The organism is Paeniroseomonas aquatica, from assembly GCF_030409335.1.
Taxonomy (GTDB): domain Bacteria; phylum Pseudomonadota; class Alphaproteobacteria; order Acetobacterales; family Acetobacteraceae; genus Belnapia; species Belnapia aquatica.
On sequence record NZ_JAUFPN010000127.1, the window covers coordinates 13,242 to 29,723 of the forward strand.

General features: G+C 66.6%; 16 protein-coding genes and 1 tRNA gene. 8 read left to right on the forward strand and 9 right to left on the reverse strand.

Annotated features, from left to right (window positions below; translation table 11 throughout):
• The first annotated feature begins 55 nt into the window (after positions 1–55).
• Complete coding sequence (gene istA, locus QWZ14_RS11555) at positions 56–1,576, forward strand: IS21 family transposase (RefSeq protein ID WP_290316814.1); 1,521 nt, start codon at positions 56–58, stop codon at positions 1,574–1,576.
• Positions 1,577–1,587: 11 nt separating this feature from the next.
• Positions 1,588–2,322, forward strand: coding sequence for an IS21-like element helper ATPase IstB (gene istB, locus QWZ14_RS11560; protein WP_290316815.1), 735 nt, complete (start codon positions 1,588–1,590; stop codon positions 2,320–2,322).
• Positions 2,323–2,328: 6 nt separating this feature from the next.
• On the opposite strand, the gene QWZ14_RS11565 is transcribed toward istB, so the two are convergent.
• Positions 2,329–3,252, reverse strand: coding sequence for a hypothetical protein (locus QWZ14_RS11565; protein WP_290316816.1), 924 nt, complete (start codon positions 3,250–3,252; stop codon positions 2,329–2,331).
• 756 nt (positions 3,253–4,008) lie between these two features.
• Between QWZ14_RS11565 and QWZ14_RS11570 the strand changes: the two genes are divergently transcribed.
• Both QWZ14_RS11570 and QWZ14_RS11575 read left to right on the forward strand, forming a co-directional pair.
• Positions 4,009–4,302, forward strand: coding sequence for a DUF1330 domain-containing protein (locus QWZ14_RS11570; protein ID WP_290316817.1), 294 nt, complete (start codon positions 4,009–4,011; stop codon positions 4,300–4,302).
• A 257-nt stretch (positions 4,303–4,559) separates the two neighbouring features.
• Positions 4,560–4,913 (forward strand): MmcQ/YjbR family DNA-binding protein, encoded by a 354-nt coding sequence (locus QWZ14_RS11575; RefSeq protein WP_290316818.1) that lies wholly within the window; start codon positions 4,560–4,562, stop codon positions 4,911–4,913.
• Positions 4,914–5,418: 505 nt separating this feature from the next.
• Here the strand turns inward: QWZ14_RS11575 and aqpZ are convergent.
• The 4 genes from aqpZ to QWZ14_RS11595 form a co-directional block, all read right to left on the reverse strand.
• Positions 5,419–6,204 carry an aquaporin Z gene (gene aqpZ, locus QWZ14_RS11580; protein WP_290316819.1) on the reverse strand — a complete coding sequence of 262 codons (786 nt, stop codon included), beginning with the start codon at positions 6,202–6,204 and terminating at the stop codon, positions 5,419–5,421.
• 563 nt (positions 6,205–6,767) lie between these two features.
• A tRNA-Glu gene (locus QWZ14_RS11585) sits at positions 6,768–6,843 on the reverse strand.
• A gap of 39 nt (positions 6,844–6,882) precedes the next feature.
• Complete coding sequence (locus QWZ14_RS11590; protein ID WP_290316820.1) at positions 6,883–7,062, reverse strand: DUF2256 domain-containing protein; 180 nt, start codon at positions 7,060–7,062, stop codon at positions 6,883–6,885.
• On the reverse strand, positions 7,059–7,334 hold the full coding sequence (locus tag QWZ14_RS11595) for a DUF6476 family protein (protein ID WP_290316821.1): 276 nt from the start codon (positions 7,332–7,334) through the stop codon (positions 7,059–7,061). Before QWZ14_RS11595 ends, QWZ14_RS11590 begins: the two co-directional genes overlap by 4 nt.
• Here QWZ14_RS11595 and QWZ14_RS11600 point away from each other — a divergent pair.
• The 3 genes from QWZ14_RS11600 to QWZ14_RS11610 all read left to right on the forward strand — a co-directional run bounded on the left by QWZ14_RS11600 (position 7,315) and on the right by QWZ14_RS11610 (position 10,088).
• Positions 7,315–8,319 carry an RluA family pseudouridine synthase gene (locus QWZ14_RS11600; RefSeq protein ID WP_377750283.1) on the forward strand — a complete coding sequence of 335 codons (1,005 nt, stop codon included), beginning with the start codon at positions 7,315–7,317 and terminating at the stop codon, positions 8,317–8,319. The genes QWZ14_RS11595 and QWZ14_RS11600 overlap by 20 nt on opposite strands.
• Positions 8,320–8,550: 231 nt before the next feature.
• Positions 8,551–9,432 (forward strand): RNA polymerase sigma factor RpoH, encoded by an 882-nt coding sequence (gene rpoH, locus QWZ14_RS11605; protein ID WP_290316822.1) that lies wholly within the window; start codon positions 8,551–8,553, stop codon positions 9,430–9,432.
• Between the two features lie 140 nt (positions 9,433–9,572).
• Positions 9,573–10,088: a VOC family protein gene (locus QWZ14_RS11610; protein ID WP_290316823.1), complete on the forward strand. Its 516-nt coding sequence runs from the start codon at positions 9,573–9,575 to the stop codon at positions 10,086–10,088.
• 12 nt (positions 10,089–10,100) lie between these two features.
• On the opposite strand, the gene QWZ14_RS11615 is transcribed toward QWZ14_RS11610, so the two are convergent.
• Together QWZ14_RS11615 and QWZ14_RS11620 are read right to left on the reverse strand one after the other, a co-directional pair.
• The gene (locus tag QWZ14_RS11615) at positions 10,101–10,829 is read right to left on the reverse strand and encodes a metallophosphoesterase (protein ID WP_290316824.1); all 729 of its coding nucleotides are present in this window, start codon (positions 10,827–10,829) and stop codon (positions 10,101–10,103) included.
• Entirely contained in the window at positions 10,829–12,325 is a 1,497-nt protein-coding gene (locus tag QWZ14_RS11620) for a cryptochrome/photolyase family protein (RefSeq protein ID WP_290316825.1), read from the reverse strand. Before QWZ14_RS11620 ends, QWZ14_RS11615 begins: the two co-directional genes overlap by 1 nt.
• A gap of 159 nt (positions 12,326–12,484) precedes the next feature.
• Between QWZ14_RS11620 and QWZ14_RS11625 the strand changes: the two genes are divergently transcribed.
• Positions 12,485–13,066 carry a fasciclin domain-containing protein gene (locus QWZ14_RS11625; RefSeq protein WP_290316826.1) on the forward strand — a complete coding sequence of 194 codons (582 nt, stop codon included), beginning with the start codon at positions 12,485–12,487 and terminating at the stop codon, positions 13,064–13,066.
• A 65-nt stretch (positions 13,067–13,131) separates the two neighbouring features.
• Here QWZ14_RS11625 and pdeM read toward each other — a convergent pair whose 3' ends face one another.
• Together pdeM and QWZ14_RS11635 are read right to left on the reverse strand one after the other, a co-directional pair.
• Entirely contained in the window at positions 13,132–13,860 is a 729-nt protein-coding gene (pdeM, locus tag QWZ14_RS11630) for a ligase-associated DNA damage response endonuclease PdeM (protein WP_290316827.1), read from the reverse strand.
• Positions 13,857–16,418: a ligase-associated DNA damage response DEXH box helicase gene (locus tag QWZ14_RS11635; protein ID WP_290316828.1), complete on the reverse strand. Its 2,562-nt coding sequence runs from the start codon at positions 16,416–16,418 to the stop codon at positions 13,857–13,859. Before QWZ14_RS11635 ends, pdeM begins: the two co-directional genes overlap by 4 nt.
• Positions 16,419–16,482 lie beyond the last annotated feature (64 nt).

Sequence of the window (16,482 nt, forward strand, 5' to 3'; positions counted from 1 at the left end):
GCGTTCCCCCGTCGCAATCGATGGAGGGGATGGGATGCCGACGGAGAGACTGTCCATGCGGCGGATACGGCAGGTCCTGCAGTTACATTTCGGGGCGCGCACAAGTGCCCGGGTCATCGCTCGTGAGGTGGGGGTGGGCCGCAGCACGGTGCAGGACTACCTGGCACGCGCGGGCGCGGCGGGGCTTGGCTGGCCGCTGGCGCCCGAGCTGACGGATGCGGCGATCGAGCAGCTGCTGTTTCCCGCGCCGAGCTGCAAGTCGGGTGCCCGGCGCTACCCCGAGCCGGACTGGGGAGCGTTGGCGCGAGAGATGAAGCGTCCCGGGGTCAGTTTGATGATCCTTTGGGAGGAATACGCGGCGGTTCATCCGCAGGGGTATGGCTATAGCCGGTTCTGCGAGTTGTTCCGGGCGTTCGAGCGGCGCCTGTCGCCGACCATGCGGCAGACCCATGTTGCCGGGCACAAGGCCTTCGTTGATTACTCCGGCAAGAAGGTGCCGATCGTCGACCCGCTCACTGGCGAGGTGCGCCTGGCGGAGATCTTCGTCGGCGTGCTCGGCGCGTCGAACCTGACCTATGCCGAGGCGAGCTGGACGCAGAGCCTGCCGGATTGGATTGGCGCGCATGTCCGGATGTTCCGGTTCTATGGGGCGGTGCCGCGACTGCTGGTGCCGGACAACCTCAAGAGTGGCGTCACCAAGGCCTCGTTCTATGATCCCGAGTTGAACCGCACCTATGGCTCGATGGCGGCGCACTACGGCGTCGGCATACTGCCGGCGCGACCCAACAAGCCCAAGGACAAGGCGGCGGTTGAGGCCGGAGTACGTTTTGCGCAGGGCTATATCCTGGGCCGCTTGCGGCATCTCACGTTCTTCTCGCTGGCCGAATGCAATGCCGCGATAGCCGCGGCCCTCGAGCGGATGAATGACCGCGAGATGCGTCGCCTGGGTGTCAGCCGCCGCCAACTCTTCGAAGCTGTCGAGCGCGCCGCCATGCAGTCCCTGCCGGAGCAGGACTATGAGTACGCCGAATGGCGTCTCGCCCGCGTCGGGCTCGACTATCATGTCGAGGTCGCGGGCTTCTGCTACTCGGTGCCGCATGCGCTGCTCCGCGAGCAGGTCGATACCCGCGCCACCGCCCGCACCATCGAGGTGTTCCACCGGGGCAAGCGGGTTGCGGCTCACCTGCGGCACTACGCCGGTCCGCGACATCACACCCAGCCCGAGCACATGCCCAGCGCGCATCGGCGCTATGCCGAATGGACCCCTGAACGCCTGCAGCGGCAGGCGCGCGACATCGGCCCCAGCACGGAGGCGCTGATCCTTGCCGTGCTGGCCCGGCGGCCGCATCCGGAGCAAGGCGTCCGAAGCTGTCTCGGGGTGTTGCGGTTGTTCCGCGGCATTGCGGCAGCGCGGGCGGAGGCAGTCAGCAGCCGGGCGATTGAGATTGGGGCGCTGTCGCACGACAGCGTTGCCTCGATCCTTAAACACCGGCTCGACCAGAAGGCGTCGCCGCAAGCCGCGGACGGCACGCCTCTGCTGCACGACAACATCCGCGGATCTCGTTATTTCCATTGAGGAGAGCAGCCTTGCTGAACCACCCGACACTGGATCGCCTACGCGAGCTTGGCCTGAACGGCATGGCCAAGGGCTTTTGCGATCTGGCGGCCAATCCCGAGAGCAGCGCTCTCGAGCATGCCGAATGGCTGGGCCTGCTGGTCGAACAGGAGGCAACGCTACGGCAGCAGAAGCGTTTCGAGGCCCGCACGCGCACTGCCAAGCTGCGCCATGCCGCCAGCATCGAGGATGTCGATTTCCGAACCCCGCGCGGTCTCGACCGGGCGTTGTTCCTGCGCCTGGCCAGCGGCGATTGGATCCGCGAGCATCGGCACTGTCTGATTACCGGGCCCTGCGGCACTGGCAAGTCGTGGCTGGCCTGCGCCCTGGGCGACAAGGCCTGCCGTGACAACTTTTCGGTGCTCTACCAGCGCAGCTCGCGGCTGTTCGCCAGCCTGGCACTGGCGCGCGGTGACGGCCGGTACGCCCGACTGATGCGGCAACTCGCCCGGGTCGACTTACTGATCCTGGATGACTGGGGACCGGAGCCCCTGGCGGCCGAGCAGCGCCGCGACCTACTGGAGATCGTCGAGGATCGCTACAATACCGGCTCGCTGATCATCACCAGCCAAGTGCCGATTGGGCGTTGGTATGAAATCGTGGGTGACCCCACCCTGGCCGAGGCGATCCTTGACCGGGTTGTCCACGCCGCCCATCGCATCGAGCTCAAGGGGGAAAGCCTGCGCAAACTGCGCGCCTCTGCTTGACCCTGATTACCTGACCATGACATGAGCAAAACCGACCTGCGAGGATGATCGGGCCTGGCCGCCATCAGATTGGAATGGTGGCCGCGATGAGATTGGAATTGGTGGCCGCCTTCGTCGGAATCCGCAGTTGAGGAAGCGGTTGTCAGGCCAAAACCTTGAAACGATGCCCGCTTGCCCATCCTTGGAACGCCCGCCTTGCCGCTGTTGGATCAGTCCAGCCGCCTTCATCCCGCCTAAAGCTGCCAAGAAAGACCTTCGGCCTACGTCCTCCCCGGTGAAGCTATGGACGTTCAGCGTGCGGGAGGTAGCGGCGGGAGGCGTGCAGGACCACGCTCCCAGGAGGTTGGCGACGAGAGCCCCTGTTGCCTGATGGAACTGCCGTTGGGCGCTTTCGCTACGCCTTCTTTGCCGCAAACCTTTGTAGGCCTCAGCGCGGCAAATCTTACGAATGACCTCGGCAGTGAAAGCCTCCGCAGCGGGCGTCAATGGCGTCCGATGCAGGCTCAACAGTTTTGAAGCTGCGACTTGCTTTAACTCAAGCCGGTCAGGGGCAAGGGCGAACCCACCCGGTCGACGCAGGTTGGAAGGCGGCCTAACCGATGGCACCGGTTCGGCAAAGGCCGCCGCAGACCTTGGAGATAGCGGCTTCGTCGCTTTAGCCAAAAACAGCCATTCCTTCGCTTGTCGCTCTTTCGGTTTAAGAGTCGGATTGTTTTCCCTTTCAGGTTGATAATCCAAGCTAAGAATGTGTTTGGATGCTTCTTCTTCCGGTTTGTCCAAAACACTTGGAGTGATAGGAGAAAAAGAATCCTCTAAATTATCCTTATCTCTATACGCCCCCCCTCCGGGGAGCCTACTAATACCATTAAGGAAATCATCCCAATCGTCGTCGGCGTCGGTATTCGGTAGTACCTTGATATCATCAAGCATGATTCATCGCTCACCCCCGAGGGGGCTGTTAAAGGTTGAACATGCGGAATTGGTCGCATCGCCCGCGTTATGGGTTCGACGTCGCCAATATGATTGCAAAGGGGGTATGGGTACCGGTTGCGGTACAGAGTACAAGATCGGGAACACCCCAAATCCTGACCTCCAACATGGGCAAAAAGCTGGCGCTACGTCAAGCTAATTAGAGCCGCGCTTTGCGCAGTGGTTGCGCGCTAAGTCCGCGGTTTTCCGGAGCCTGGGTGTATGAGATATCGGGGGTACCCCCTGAGCCCAAGCCCACCCCTGCGCCTCCGTATGCCAGGAGGCCACTCCCATACAGAAGCCGATTTAGAGATCGTGGCGGGCGTTTATGGCTGCCCTGACCGGTGGTGGTCGATGATACCCCTGAGGCACACTATAATGGCTTCCGAAATGCCTTTTTCCTAATCCTTACGCACTAGTGCATTCTCAAAAATAGTCGATTCAGACCCCTCGGATGCGTGTCAAGATGGGCGAATGGCCAGAACGCTCGTACGTGGCAGGTGGCACCGTCGCCTACCGTTCGCCGATGAATGGCGTTTGCAGTCCATTCAGCCAACCCTAACCCATGGGTGAAGGAACCGCCGGGGCATGGATATCAACACCCTAACCACCCTATGTTTTCGGTAAAGAAGCATGCAAGTATGGTCTTGGCTAAGCCCATAGTCACCTGAATAACCTGTTCCTAGTACACGGTGCTTGGCCTTGGGAGGATACGACATGACAGCCTACCTAATCGCCAACATCACAGTCACCGATCCTGAGCGTTACCCGCCTTACCGGGCGCAGGTGCCCGGCGTCGTCACGCAGTATGGGGGACGCTTTCTCGTCCGCGCTGGAGCGGTTCACCCGTTGGAGGGCGAGTTGGGCTTCGATCGCTTTGTAGTCATCGAGTTCCCTTCGCTCGAAGTCGCCAAGCAATTTTACGGCAGCCCTGAGTATGCTCCGCTACTCAAGTTGAGGATGGAAACCACGCGGTCCCAAGTCGCGTTTGTGGAGGGTGCTTCACTTTAATACTCAGACCCTTTCGGAAGATGCAGGCGCCAGCGAAGTCGTACCTGTCCACCACGAGGTAGGCAGTAACAGCTTGTATCTTCCGTCTGTGTCGCTGCACTGGTCGGGTGTGCACTTGGTGTCATTGGGCACTAACTTTTGTCTTAGTGTCCGTCCGGGATCAACCTGTGTCTTATCATACTAATAGCCTTGGTTGATAACCGGTTTCGACTGTGAATAGGCTTTCATCCTCAGCTTCGATCAGCGGTAGATTGGGTATGACTTGGGACGACGCGCTCGCAATCGGATTGCAACTGCCCGGAATGGAGGCTTCCACCTCCTACGGCACACCCGCCCTCAAAGTGAGAGGCAGGCTCGTGACACGTCTGCTCACCGAAGATGACAGCCTCGTTCTCCTAAGTGTCCCACCGGACGAACGCGCAGTACTAATTGAAATAGACTCTCAAGTCTTTCATATTACTCCCCATTATGAGGGGTACCCGGCTGTTCTTGCCCGATTGGCAACCTTGGAATCCGAACGGCTTTTGCCGTTCCTGAAACGTCGCTGGCGAGAAGTTGCGCCAAAGCGCGTCGTCGCCAGCTACGAAGAGGCGCGGGTCAAAAGCCGATAGGGTGGAATTTTACACGCTGCGGATGAACCTCCTGTTTTTTCGTTAAGGCTATTGCGAAGCATTGAATGAAGCTGGACTTGCTTTCCTTCACTTATCCGCTTGTCGCCGCTTCGAAAAATTTCTGACGGACTCTTAGACTGTGTCTCGTCCTATCGGGCACTTGCTCTAAGCCAAGTTTGACTGATGCGCCTGCCAGTCAGTGCCCAACTAAACCTGAGAAGGTGAGGTCGTCGTCACAACTCAGACTAAGATAAAATAGTAAATATATCCGAAAACAAACATTAAGCTAGTTGAGGCAAAAACGCCCAAAGTCCCCATGACAAAGACGAAGAACATCAGCATCAAATCATGTAACTTACCTCGCACGGTTCGGTACATGCTTTTCTGTTATTAGCTTTGACTTGTCGATTCCATAAACCAGGATGGCCCGAATGCGCCCTCCCCACATTCGGGCCACTGGCGGATGCATGGCTGATGGACTAGCTACACATCCACGACTGCAACGCTACCTGGGCTCGCGTGCAGGCGCTGGGGCCAACGACTCACCAGGGGTAGACCGCGCTTGCCTAACCGCGGCCTCGCGGTCGGCATCGTTATCTTCCGCGCCAAGCCACCGCGCGACAAACCCGGCCACCACGGCTCCTAGGATTGGAGCGATCCAGAACATCCATAGTTGACCAATGGCCCAGCCACCCTGAAACAGAGCGGGGCCGGTACTGCGAGCCGGGTTTACGCTAGTATTAGTGATCGGGATGCTGATCAAATGCACCAACGTCAGCCCAAGACCGATCGCAATCGGGGCAAAGCCTTTTGGTGCCCGTTCGGACGTTGACCCCAAGATGATGGCTAAGAAGAAAGCCGTCATCACCGCTTCGGTTAAGAAAGCGGAGCCGAAGTCGTAGCCGCCTGGGCTATGTTCACCGTACCCATTGGAGGCAAAACCCGAAACGACTGCATCAAAACCTGTTTTGCCATTGGCGATATAGTACAGAATAAAGGCGCCGACGATGCCTCCGGCGACCTGTGCAGCAATGTAGCCGGGAGCCCGTCTTGCCTCGAAACGTCCGGCTGCGACCAAGCCAAGGGTGACGGCGGGATTCAAATGGCAACCTGAAATGTGCCCAATCGCGAACGCCATTGTTAAAACTGTGAGTCCGAAGGCGGCTGACACGCCAAGAAGTCCAATACCTACTTCGGGAAACGCGGCGGCGATCACCGCGCTACCGCAGCCTCCCAAAACTAGCCATAATGTTCCAAGAAATTCAGCCGTCAGTTTGCGGGCGCTTGGCATACGAAGATCCTTTTGGCTGAAATATGTATCGCACCAAAAAACCGACTATTATTGGGTTTTTGCCGACGATGTCGGCAAAGTGAACAATTGTGTCGAGGATAATTTCCAGTTTTAATCAGTCGGCTAATTTTCTTCCTAGAGATATATCAGGTCTGGTTAATTGGAATTCAATGGTTGATTAAATTCCACGTAGTATATGGTAAAACACTTTGACTGAGTCATCTTGACCGCAAGCCTTTGGTTCCACAACAAGTATCTATATCTGGAAAAACCAGCAACTTGGAGTTGGTATAGGAATCCGGTCACCGGGCCTTAGGCCAAACTAATGTCAAGCCTGAATGTGCAGATGAATTTTAAATACATCCATCGCAGGAGATCGGGATAGGGCTTCCGGCGAACACTTTGGGTCAGGGCTACAGGCTCGAAACCGCCGTCGCCAGCTAGACAAGGCTGCACCTGTAAAGCCCGACACTGGATTGCAGCGGAGGCCGCTACAAAATGATGCTACGATCTGCGCCAATCCGACAGACCTAAGCGAATGATATTGCTCGATAAACGCCTGATGGCGTCCCCAAGGGGATTCGAACCCCTGTTACCGCCGTGAGAGGGCGGTGTCCTAGGCCTCTAGACGATGGGGACCCGGCAAGGCGCGCCTTCTACCCTCAGAGCGCCGGGGGATCAAGCACCCTTCCGCCGTTTTTCTGCCGCCGCCGTCGCCGCCTGGTACCGGCCCTCCCGGCAGGCGGCCGAGCAGTACCTGACCTCCTCCCAGCAGCGGGCCCATTTCTTCCGCCAGGCAAAGGGCCGGCCGCAGCCCGCGCAGATCTTGTCCGGCACGCCGCCGCCCGTCCGGCTCACCGGCCCAGCCGGATTTCGCCGATGACCTTGCCGAGCTTCGGCTCCACCACGACCACCCGGTCGCCGTCCGGCCGTTGGACCCAGACCCCGATGCCGCCGTCGGTGCCGGCGATGCCGGCGATTCGCGCGCCCTCGGGCTGGGCCAGCGCCGCCTGCCAGCTGCTGCCCGCCGCACCCCCGCCGGCACGCTGGACGAGCATCGCAACCAGGGTCACGGTGCCGCCGATGATCAGCACCCCCATCACAATGACCATGACCTTGAGCGCAGCCACCGATACCCCTCCCTCTGCCGAAACCCTGACAGTCGTCGCCGGCCCGGACCATGCCGGCCTGCGCGTGGACCGTTTCCTCGCGGAGGCGATAGGTTCGCTCTCCCGCTCCCGCGTCAAGGCGCTGATCATCGAGGGGGCGGTCAGCCGGGACGGGGTGCCGATGCGCGATGCCTCCGAGGCGAGCCGCCCGGGCAGTACCTACGCCGTCCGCATCCCCGCCGCCGTCGCCGCGATCCCCCTGCCGCAGGACATCCCGCTGACCATCCTCTTCGAGGACCGCGACCTGATCGTCCTCGACAAGCCGGCCGGCCTCGTCGTCCATCCCGCGCCCGGAAACCAGGACGGCACCCTGGTGAACGCCCTGCTGGCCCATGCCGGGGAGGATCTGCCGGGCATCGGCGGCGAGAAGCGCCCGGGCATCGTGCACCGCCTCGACAAGGACACCTCCGGCGTCATGGTCGTGGCCAAGACCGAGCAGGCGCTGCGCAGCCTGTCGGAGACCTTCGCCAGCCGCGACCTGGACCGCGAATACTTGGCGCTGGTCTGGGGCCTGCCGCAGCCGTTGAGCGGGGAGGTGAGGGGCGACATCGGCCGCCACCCCGCCGATCGCAAGCGCATGGCCGTGGTCGCCCGCAACGGCAAGCATGCGCTCACCCACTACGCCACCCAACGCGCCTGGGGCACCGCCTGCGCCCTGCTCCGCTGCAAGTTGGCGACCGGCCGGACGCATCAGATCCGGGTGCACCTCACGGAGATCGGCCACCCTCTGGTGGGGGATCCGGTGTATCTTCGGCGGACTCCGGGCGCGGCGAAGCTGCTGGCCGAACCGGCCCGGTCCACGCTGCTGGCCTTTCCGCGTCAGGCGTTGCATGCCGCGACGCTGGGCTTCCGCCATCCGGTGACCGGACAGCCGCTCAGCTTCTCGGTGCCGCCGCCGGCGGATTTCGCGGGATTGCTGGGAATGCTGGACCGTAACCGGGAGTAACCAACCTGCACGGTCGGTTTTTGTTGCCTCCGGGCACCACCTTTGCTAAAAAGCGGTCGGCAGCGTTCGACGGGTGCCGATGACCCACTGCTAAAGCCTTGCTCGCCTCGTCGTGACCGGGGCAGGCGCGGTCGGGTGGGCCCGGCGGACGTTCAGACTGCCAGATTTCATCGCTGAGCCGGATCCCGCCGTCACGGGGAGGTCCACCAGCGCAGGAGGCAGATACCCGTTATGGCTTCCAGCTCGGTCATTCCGATCGCCCCAGAGGGCAACCTCTCCCGCTATCTGCAGGAGATCCGCAAATTCCCCATGCTGGCGCCGGAGGAGGAACTCTCCCTCGCCAAGCGTTGGAAGGAGAGCGGCGACGAACGGGCCGCGCACAAGCTCGTCACCAGCCATCTCCGCCTCGTCGCCAAGATCGCCATGGGCTATCGCGGCTACGGCCTGCCGGTGGGCGAGCTGATCTCCGAGGGCAACGTCGGCATGATGCAGGCGGTGAAGCGCTTCGACCCGGAGCGTGGCTTCCGCCTGGCGACCTATGCCATGTGGTGGATCCGTGCCGCCATCCAGGAATACATCCTTCACAGTTGGTCGCTGGTGAAGATGGGGACGACGGCTGCCCAGAAAAAGCTCTTCTTCAATCTTCGTCGCTTGAAGGGCCAGATGGCCGCGCTCGAGGACGGCGACCTGAAGCCCGAGCAGGTGGAGAAGATCGCCCGCGTCCTGGCCGTGCCGGAGCAGGACGTGGTCTCGATGAACCGCCGCCTCGCCTCGCCCGACCACAGCCTGAATGCCCCCGTCCGCGCCGACAGCGAGGGCGAATGGCAGGATTGGCTGGTCGACGAGGGCGAGACCCAGGAGAACGAGCTGGCCGATCGCCAGGATCTCTCGAACCGCCGCATGCTGCTCGGCGAGGCGCTGAAGACCCTGAACGAGCGCGAGCGCCATATCCTGATCGAGCGCCGGCTGAAGGACGAGCCGACCACGCTGGAGGAACTCTCCCAGCAGTATGCCATCAGCCGGGAGCGGGTTCGCCAGATCGAGGTCCGCGCCTTCGAGAAGCTGCAGAAGAGCATGAAGACCCAGATCGTCGAGCGCCGCCTCGCGGTCTGACCCTCCAGGGTTGCGGTGACTGAGGCGATGGCGGCGGGGCGACCCGCCGCCATCGCCAATTCCGCCGCATGACCATCATCGCATCCGGTGATTGGCTCCGGCGGGCCGGAGGCCCCATCCTGCCGGCACAGGAGATTCCCATGGCCGATGCCCCGCAGCCCGCCCCCGCCGCCGCCATGCCGGCCCATCCCGGCCTGCGCATCGGCCACGTCCACCTGAAGGTCGCCAGGCTCGACCGCGCCCTGGCCTTCTGGCACGGGGTCATCGGCCTCGGCATCACCCAGCGCATGGGCGACCAGGCCGCTTTCCTCGCCGCCGGCGGCTACCACCACCACATCGCCCTGAACACCTGGGACAGCGCCGGGGGGGACTGGCCGGCCGCGGGCACCACCGGCCTCTACCATGTCGCCCTGCTCTATCCCGATCGCGCCGCCCTCGGCGCCGCGCTGAAACGGGTGCTGGATGCCGGCATCGCGCTGGAGGGCGCCTCCGACCACGGCGTCTCCGAGGCGATCTACCTCCGCGACCCCGATGGCAACGGCGTCGAGCTCTACCGCGACCGCGCCGAGGCCGAATGGCCGCGGGATGCCGGTGGCGGGCTGGCGATGTTCAGCCGCCGCCTCGACCTCCCGGCGCTGCTCGCCGAGGCCGCCTGACGCCGCGCCGCCTCAGAAGGGGAGGTCGATCCAGGACAGGTGGCCGCCCTTGCCCGCCCCGGTGTCGAGGAAGACCGCGCGCCCGCCGCCTTCGCCCGCCTGCACGAAGGGCCGCCCGTCGGTCGCCCGGCGCTCGTGCCCGCAGTAGAGGGTGAAGCCGGCGGGGATGCGGTCCACCCAGTCGTGCAGCCGCTCGGGGAAGCCGTCCGGCATCATGCGCCCGGTCACCTGGCCGAACAGCGCCCGCGACAGCAGCGGATCCGGCTTCTGTGCCCCGGCCTGCGGCGGGGAGGGCTCCCGCAGCATCCGCGGGTGCCAGCCGCCGTGCACGAAGAGCCACTGGCCCAGCCGCAGCCAGGCGGGCGCCGTGCCGATCTCGGCGATGGCGCGGGCGGTCAGCGCCGGCCCGTCCGGTGCTGCGGCGAGCTGCGCCAGCGTCCGCCCCAGCCCCTCCGCCGTCATGCGCACCCGCTGGCCGAGCAGCGCGCGGCGCAGCTTGTGGTCGTGGTTACCCAGCAGAAAGCGCCCCCGCCGGGTCTCCAGCAGCGCGAACATCCGCCGCAGCACGTCCGGGCTGTCCGGCCCGTGGTCGGTCAGGTCGCCGAGTTGCAGCAGAAACAGGCCGGCCGCCTCCGCCCCCGCCACGGCATGCTCGAAGGCGGCCGCGTCGCCATGCACGTCGCCCACGACCCGCAGGCCGACGAAGCCGCGGGCCCGGAGGTCGGCCTGGACCGCCGGCATCAGGCTGCCGCGCCTTCGGCCTGGGCTTCGGCCGCGGTGACCATCTGGGCGAGGGCCTCCAACGCCCGCCGGCGCCCCTCGGCATGCTCGACCACCGGCCGGGGATAGTCCCGGTCCAGGATCAGCCCGGCCTCGCGCAGCGCTGGCTCCGGCGCCTCCCAGGGGCGGTGCAGGTAGCGGTCGGGCAGCTTCGCCAGCTCCGGCACGAAGCGACGGACATAGCGTCCGGAGGGGTCGAACTTCTCCCCCTGCAGGATCGGGTTGAAGACCCGGAAGTAGGGCGCCGCGTCGCTGCCCGACCCGGCCACCCACTGCCAGCCGGCGCTATTGGCGGCGAGGTCGGCATCCACCAGCGTGTCCCAGAACCAGGCCGCCCCGTGCTGCCAGGGCTGCAGCAGGTGCTTCACCAGCAGGGAGGCGGCGATCATCCGCACCCGGTTGTGCATCCAGCCGTGCCGCCAGAGCTGGCGCATCCCGGCATCGACGATCGGATAGCCGGTCCGCCCCCGCTCCCAGGCCCGCAGCAACGCCGCGTCCGGCGCCCAGGGGAAGGCGGCGTAGCGCTGGCGCAGCGGCGCCTCCGGCAGACCCGGCCGGTGCCACAGGACATGGTAGGAGAACTCCCGCCACAGCACCTCCGACAGGAACGTCCAGGCCGGCGCGCCCGGCACGACCTCGCCCGGCATCGCCGCCTGCACCGCCGCCCAGACCTGGCGCGGCGAGATCTCGCCCCAGTGCAGGTGCGGCGACAGGCCGGAGGAGCCGTCGACGCCGGGGTCGTTGCGCCGCGCCGCGTACTGCCGCACCGGCCCCGCCGCGAACTCCGCCAGCCGCGCCGTCGCGCCGGCCTCGCCCGGGGTCCAGACGGTGGCGAAGGCGTCGGCCCAGCCACGGCGGGGGAGCAGCGCCCAATCCGCCAGCGCCTCGCCCGGCGGCGGCGCCTCCAGGCCCTGCAACCGCTCCGGGGCCGGCAGCGGCGCCGCCGGCCCGCCCATGGCGGCCATCGCCTTGGCGAAGGGCGTGTAGACGGCGTAGGGCTTGCCGCTGCCGCTCCTGACCTGCGTCGGCTCCCGCAGCAGCGAGGAGGTCGACAGCCGCAGCTGCCGTCCCGCCGCCTCAAGCGCCTCGGCGATCCGCTGGTCGCGCTCGCGCGCCCAGGGCTCGTACAGCCGCCCGGCGAAGACCTCCGCCGCGCCGACCGCATCGGCCAGGGCGGGGATGACGATCTCCGCCCGGCCGCGCACCAGCAGCAGCGGCGCCCCGCATGCCGCGAGCGACCGGCCGAGCGATTCGAGGGAATAATGCAGCCACCAGCGCCCGGCACCGCCCGGTGCCCAGCGGCCGGCGGCATCCGGATCCAGGACATAGACCGGCAGGATGCGGCGGGCCGCGGCCAGGCCTCCGGTCGCGGCCGCCAGGGCAGGGTTGTCGGCGAGGCGGAGGTCCTGGCGGAACCAAACGAGTGCCGGCGGCGATGAGCTGTGCATCGCTCCCATTTAGGTCTTCCCCGATAAAACGCGACCTCCCCCTGCGGTGAACACGGGCGAACCGATGCGGGCCTGTCGCGTTGCGCAATCGAACGGGAGCGCTTCTCTTCCGTTGGCCTGGATCAGGCCTGCTCAACCAGTCGCTGCAAGACGAAGGATAAGAGCCTCATGATACACGCCAATCGCCGCCACCTGCTGGCCACTGCGGTCGCCGGCGGGGCGCTGGCACTGGGCCTGCGCCCCGCCCAGGCGCAGAACCGCAACGTGATGGAGACGCTGGCTGCCGACGGCCGCTTCAACCGCTTCATCGAACTCATCGGCCGCGCCGGCGCCACCGACCAGCTCCGCTCCACCGCCGGCGTCACCATCTTCGCCCCGGTCGATGCCGCCTTCGACGTGGTCAATGCCCGCATGACCGACCTGCTGCAGCAGGGCGCCGGCGGCGGCATCAGCCAGACCAGCGTCGACCCGCTGCGGCTGCGCGAGCTGATCGCCTACCACATCGTCCCCGGCTCCATGCCCTCCTCGGGCCTCACCGGCGACCGCCGCTTCAAAACGGTCAACGGCGCCGAGCTGCGCGTCGCCAACGAGGGCGGCAAGATCGCCGTCACCAACCCGGCGCCCGCGCAGCAGTCCGGCAGCTTCGGCGCCGGCGGCCTGAACGTGCAGGCGCCCGCGCTGGTCGTCGGCCCGGACATCATCGCCAACAACGGCATCATCCACGCCGTCAGCCAGGTGCTGTTCCCCTAAGCAGCCCGCGGCAACGCGGCCGGACACCGACGCAGGGCGCCCCGCGGCGCCCTGCGCCACCCCGCTCAGGCGAAGGGCGCTGCCGGCGCCGGCACCGCCGGCATGCGGCAGGGCCCGGTCGGCATGCTGAACAGCCGTTCCCGTCCCAGCAGGAAGGCACGCGCGCCCCGCGGGAACAGGTCGGCGATCGCCGGGTCGCGGACGTCGAGCCCACCGGTGAAGGCACCGAAGGCCGGCAGCATCACCCGCCGCCCGTCGGCGAGGAAGCAGGGCCGGGTGATGCCCCCGGCGCGCGTCGCCATGGTCGCCTTGGGATGGAAATGCCCCGAGATCTCCGCCCCCGGCTGCGTCGCGAAGCGGGAGGCGGGCGGCAGCGCCTGATGCCGGAAGACCAGCCGGCCATCCGTGAACTCCTCCGCCGCCAGCCCCGGCAGCCCTTCCGGCGGGTCGGGGTCATGGTTGCCGAGGACCCAGACCATCTCCAGCCCGGCCAGCATCCGCCGCAGCGCCTCGGCCTCGGCCAGCGGCAGCCGGGCGGCGCCGCCGCGGTCGTGGAAGCTGTCGCCCAGCGCGATGATCCGCACCGGCCGCCAGCGGCGCAGCAGCAGCGCCAGCCGCTCCAGCGTCTCGCGCGTGTCGTAGGGCGGCAGGAAGCGGCCTGCGGCAGCGAAGGAGCTGCCCTTCTCCAGGTGCAGGTCGGCGACCACCAGGGTGCGCCGGGCCGGCCAGTGCAGCACGCCGGCGGGGTCGAGCATCAGCCGCTCGCCGGCGACATGGATCGGCGCCGCGGTCATGCCCCGGTCACGCCGCGCGGTGCGGTGCGGATGAAGCGGGCGTTGCGCGGGCGGCGTTCGCGGTGGCGCGGCTTGTCGACGATGCCGGCGCGGACCCGCACCGCCTCCGTCACCTCGGCCAGCAGGCCGGAGAAGGCCTCCGCCCCGCCGGTCACGTCATCGACCATCGCCTCCGCCTCGGCCAGCAGCGCATCCTCGGCGCCACCGGCGACCCATTCGCGGCCCTCCTCGATCAGCGCCGGCACCGCCAGCGGCGAGACCCGGTCGAGCGCCATGTGCTTGATGCGGCCCTTGGCGCGGGCCAGCACCAGGCCGATGCGGGCCACGTCGGTCAGGCCGCCGGCGGCCTCCTGCCGGGTCGCCCGCAGCAGCACGTGGTCGGGCTCGTGCTTGCGCAGCACGTCGTAGATCAGGTCGGCATTCATGGTCATCTGGCGGGGGCGCTTTTCCTGGCCGGGGTAGTTCTTCTCGAGCAGCCCGGCGATGGTCGCGATGTTGCGGAAGGTGCGGCGGAGCATGGAGCTTTCGGCCATCCACTCCTCCAGCTCCTCGCCGAGGATGTCCTCCTCGAAGAACTGCGCGACATCGGTGGGCTCGAAGGCGCTCCAGGTCGCCAGCACGTAGTCGGTGGCGAGGTAGCCAAGCGGGCCGAAGCCGAGCCGCTCCATCCGCTTGGTCACCAGCATCCCGAGCGTCTGATGCGCCAGCCGTCCCTCGAAGCAGTAGGCGACCATGAACCAGCGGCTTCCGCGCGGGAAGGTCTCGACCAGCATGCCGTCCTTCTCCGGCAGCGCCGACTGCTTCTGCTGCAGCCGCAGCCAGTCGCGCACCGGCTGGGGCAGCAGCCGCCACTTCCGCGGGTCGTGCAGGATCTCCCGCACCCGCGCCGCCAGCCAGGTGCTGAGCGGCAGGCGGCTGCCGGCATAGGCGGGCACGCGCGGGTCGCCCTCGCCGCCGCGCGAGACGACGGCGCTCATCGCGTCCAGCGCCTCGAAGCGCAGGGTCTGGCCGGCGAAGATGAAGCAGTCGCCGGCGACGAGCGTCGAGACGAACCATTCCTCGACCTCGCCCAGCACCGGCCCGCCGCGGAGGCGCACCTTGATCAGCGGCGTCTCGACGATGGTGCCGAGGTTCATCCGCAGCTGCCGCGCCACGCGGGTGTCCCGCACGTGCACCAGGCCCTCGGCATCGCGGAACAGCTTGCGGAAGCGCTCATAGACCTTCAGCGCATAGCCGCCGTCCTCGACGAAGCGGACCACGTCGTCGAAGTCCCGACGCGACAGGGTTGCATAGGGCGCCGCCCGGGTGACCTCGGCGAAGAACTCATCCGGGTGGAAGGGCGCGTGGCAGGCCATGGCCAGCACGTGCTGCGCCAGCACGTCGAGCCCGCCCGGCCGCGGCGGGTCGCCGTCCAGCTCGCCGTGGCGCACCGCCTCCAGCGCCGCGGTGCATTCGATGACCTCGAAGCGGTTGGCCGGCACGAGTATGGCGCGCGAGGCCTCGTCCATCCGGTGATTGGCGCGGCCGACCCGCTGCAGCAGCCGCGCCACGCCCTTCGGCGCCCCGACCTGGATCACCTGGTCGACGTTGCCCCAGTCGATCCCGAGGTCGAGCGAGGCGGTCGCCACCACCGCCCGCAGCTTCCCCGCGGCCATCGCCGCCTCGACCTTCCGCCGCTGCTCGACCGTGAGCGAGCCGTGGTGCAGGGCGATCGGCAGGTTGTCGTCGTTCAGCCGCCACAGCGCCTGGAAGCAGAGCTCGGACTGCGCCCGGGTATTGACGAAGACGATGGTGACCCCGGCCTCGCGGATGCGGCGGTAGACCTCGGGCATCGATGCAAGGCCCATGTGCCCGCCCCAGGGCAGCCGGCCCTCGGGCAGGGTGATGGAGAGCTCGGGCGGGGCGCCGCCCCTGACCTGCACCAGGCGCACATCCCCGGCGCGGCCGCTCGGGCTGAGGAAGGCGCGCAGCGGCTCCGGCCAGGCGACCGTGGCGGAAAGCCCGACCCGCCGCGCCGCCGGCGCCAGCCGGCCCAGCCGCGCCAGGCCGAGCGCCAGCTGGTCGCCGCGCTTGCTGCCGGCCAGGGCATGGATCTCGTCCACCACCACCGCGCCGAGGCCGCCGAAGAATTCCCCGGCCTCGGGCTGGGAGAGCAGCAGCTCCAGGCTTTCCGGCGTGGTCAGCAGGATATGCGGCGGGTCGTCCTTCTGCCGCGCCCGGCGGTTCTGCGGGGTGTCGCCGGTGCGGGTCTCGATGCGGATCGGCAGGCCCATGTCCTCGACCGGGGCCATGAGGTTGCGGGCGATATCCACCGCCAGGGCCTTCAGCGGCGAGATGTAGAGGGTATGCAGCGCGCCCGGCCCGGGCGGTCGCGGGGTCCGGTGCAGGGTCACCAGGCTGGGCAGGAATCCGGCCAGGGTCTTGCCGCCGCCGGTCGGGGCGATCAGCAGCGCCGAGTCGCCCGCCGCCGCGGCCCGCAGCAGGGCGAGCTGGTGCGGCCGCGGGGTCCAGCCGCGGCCGGCGAACCAGGCGGCAAAAAGTTCCGGCAATGTTCCCATGCCTGGGCAATATGGCCGGGCTCACCCCGCCTGGGAAGCCTCCCCGGGGTGCATCCCCCGAGCC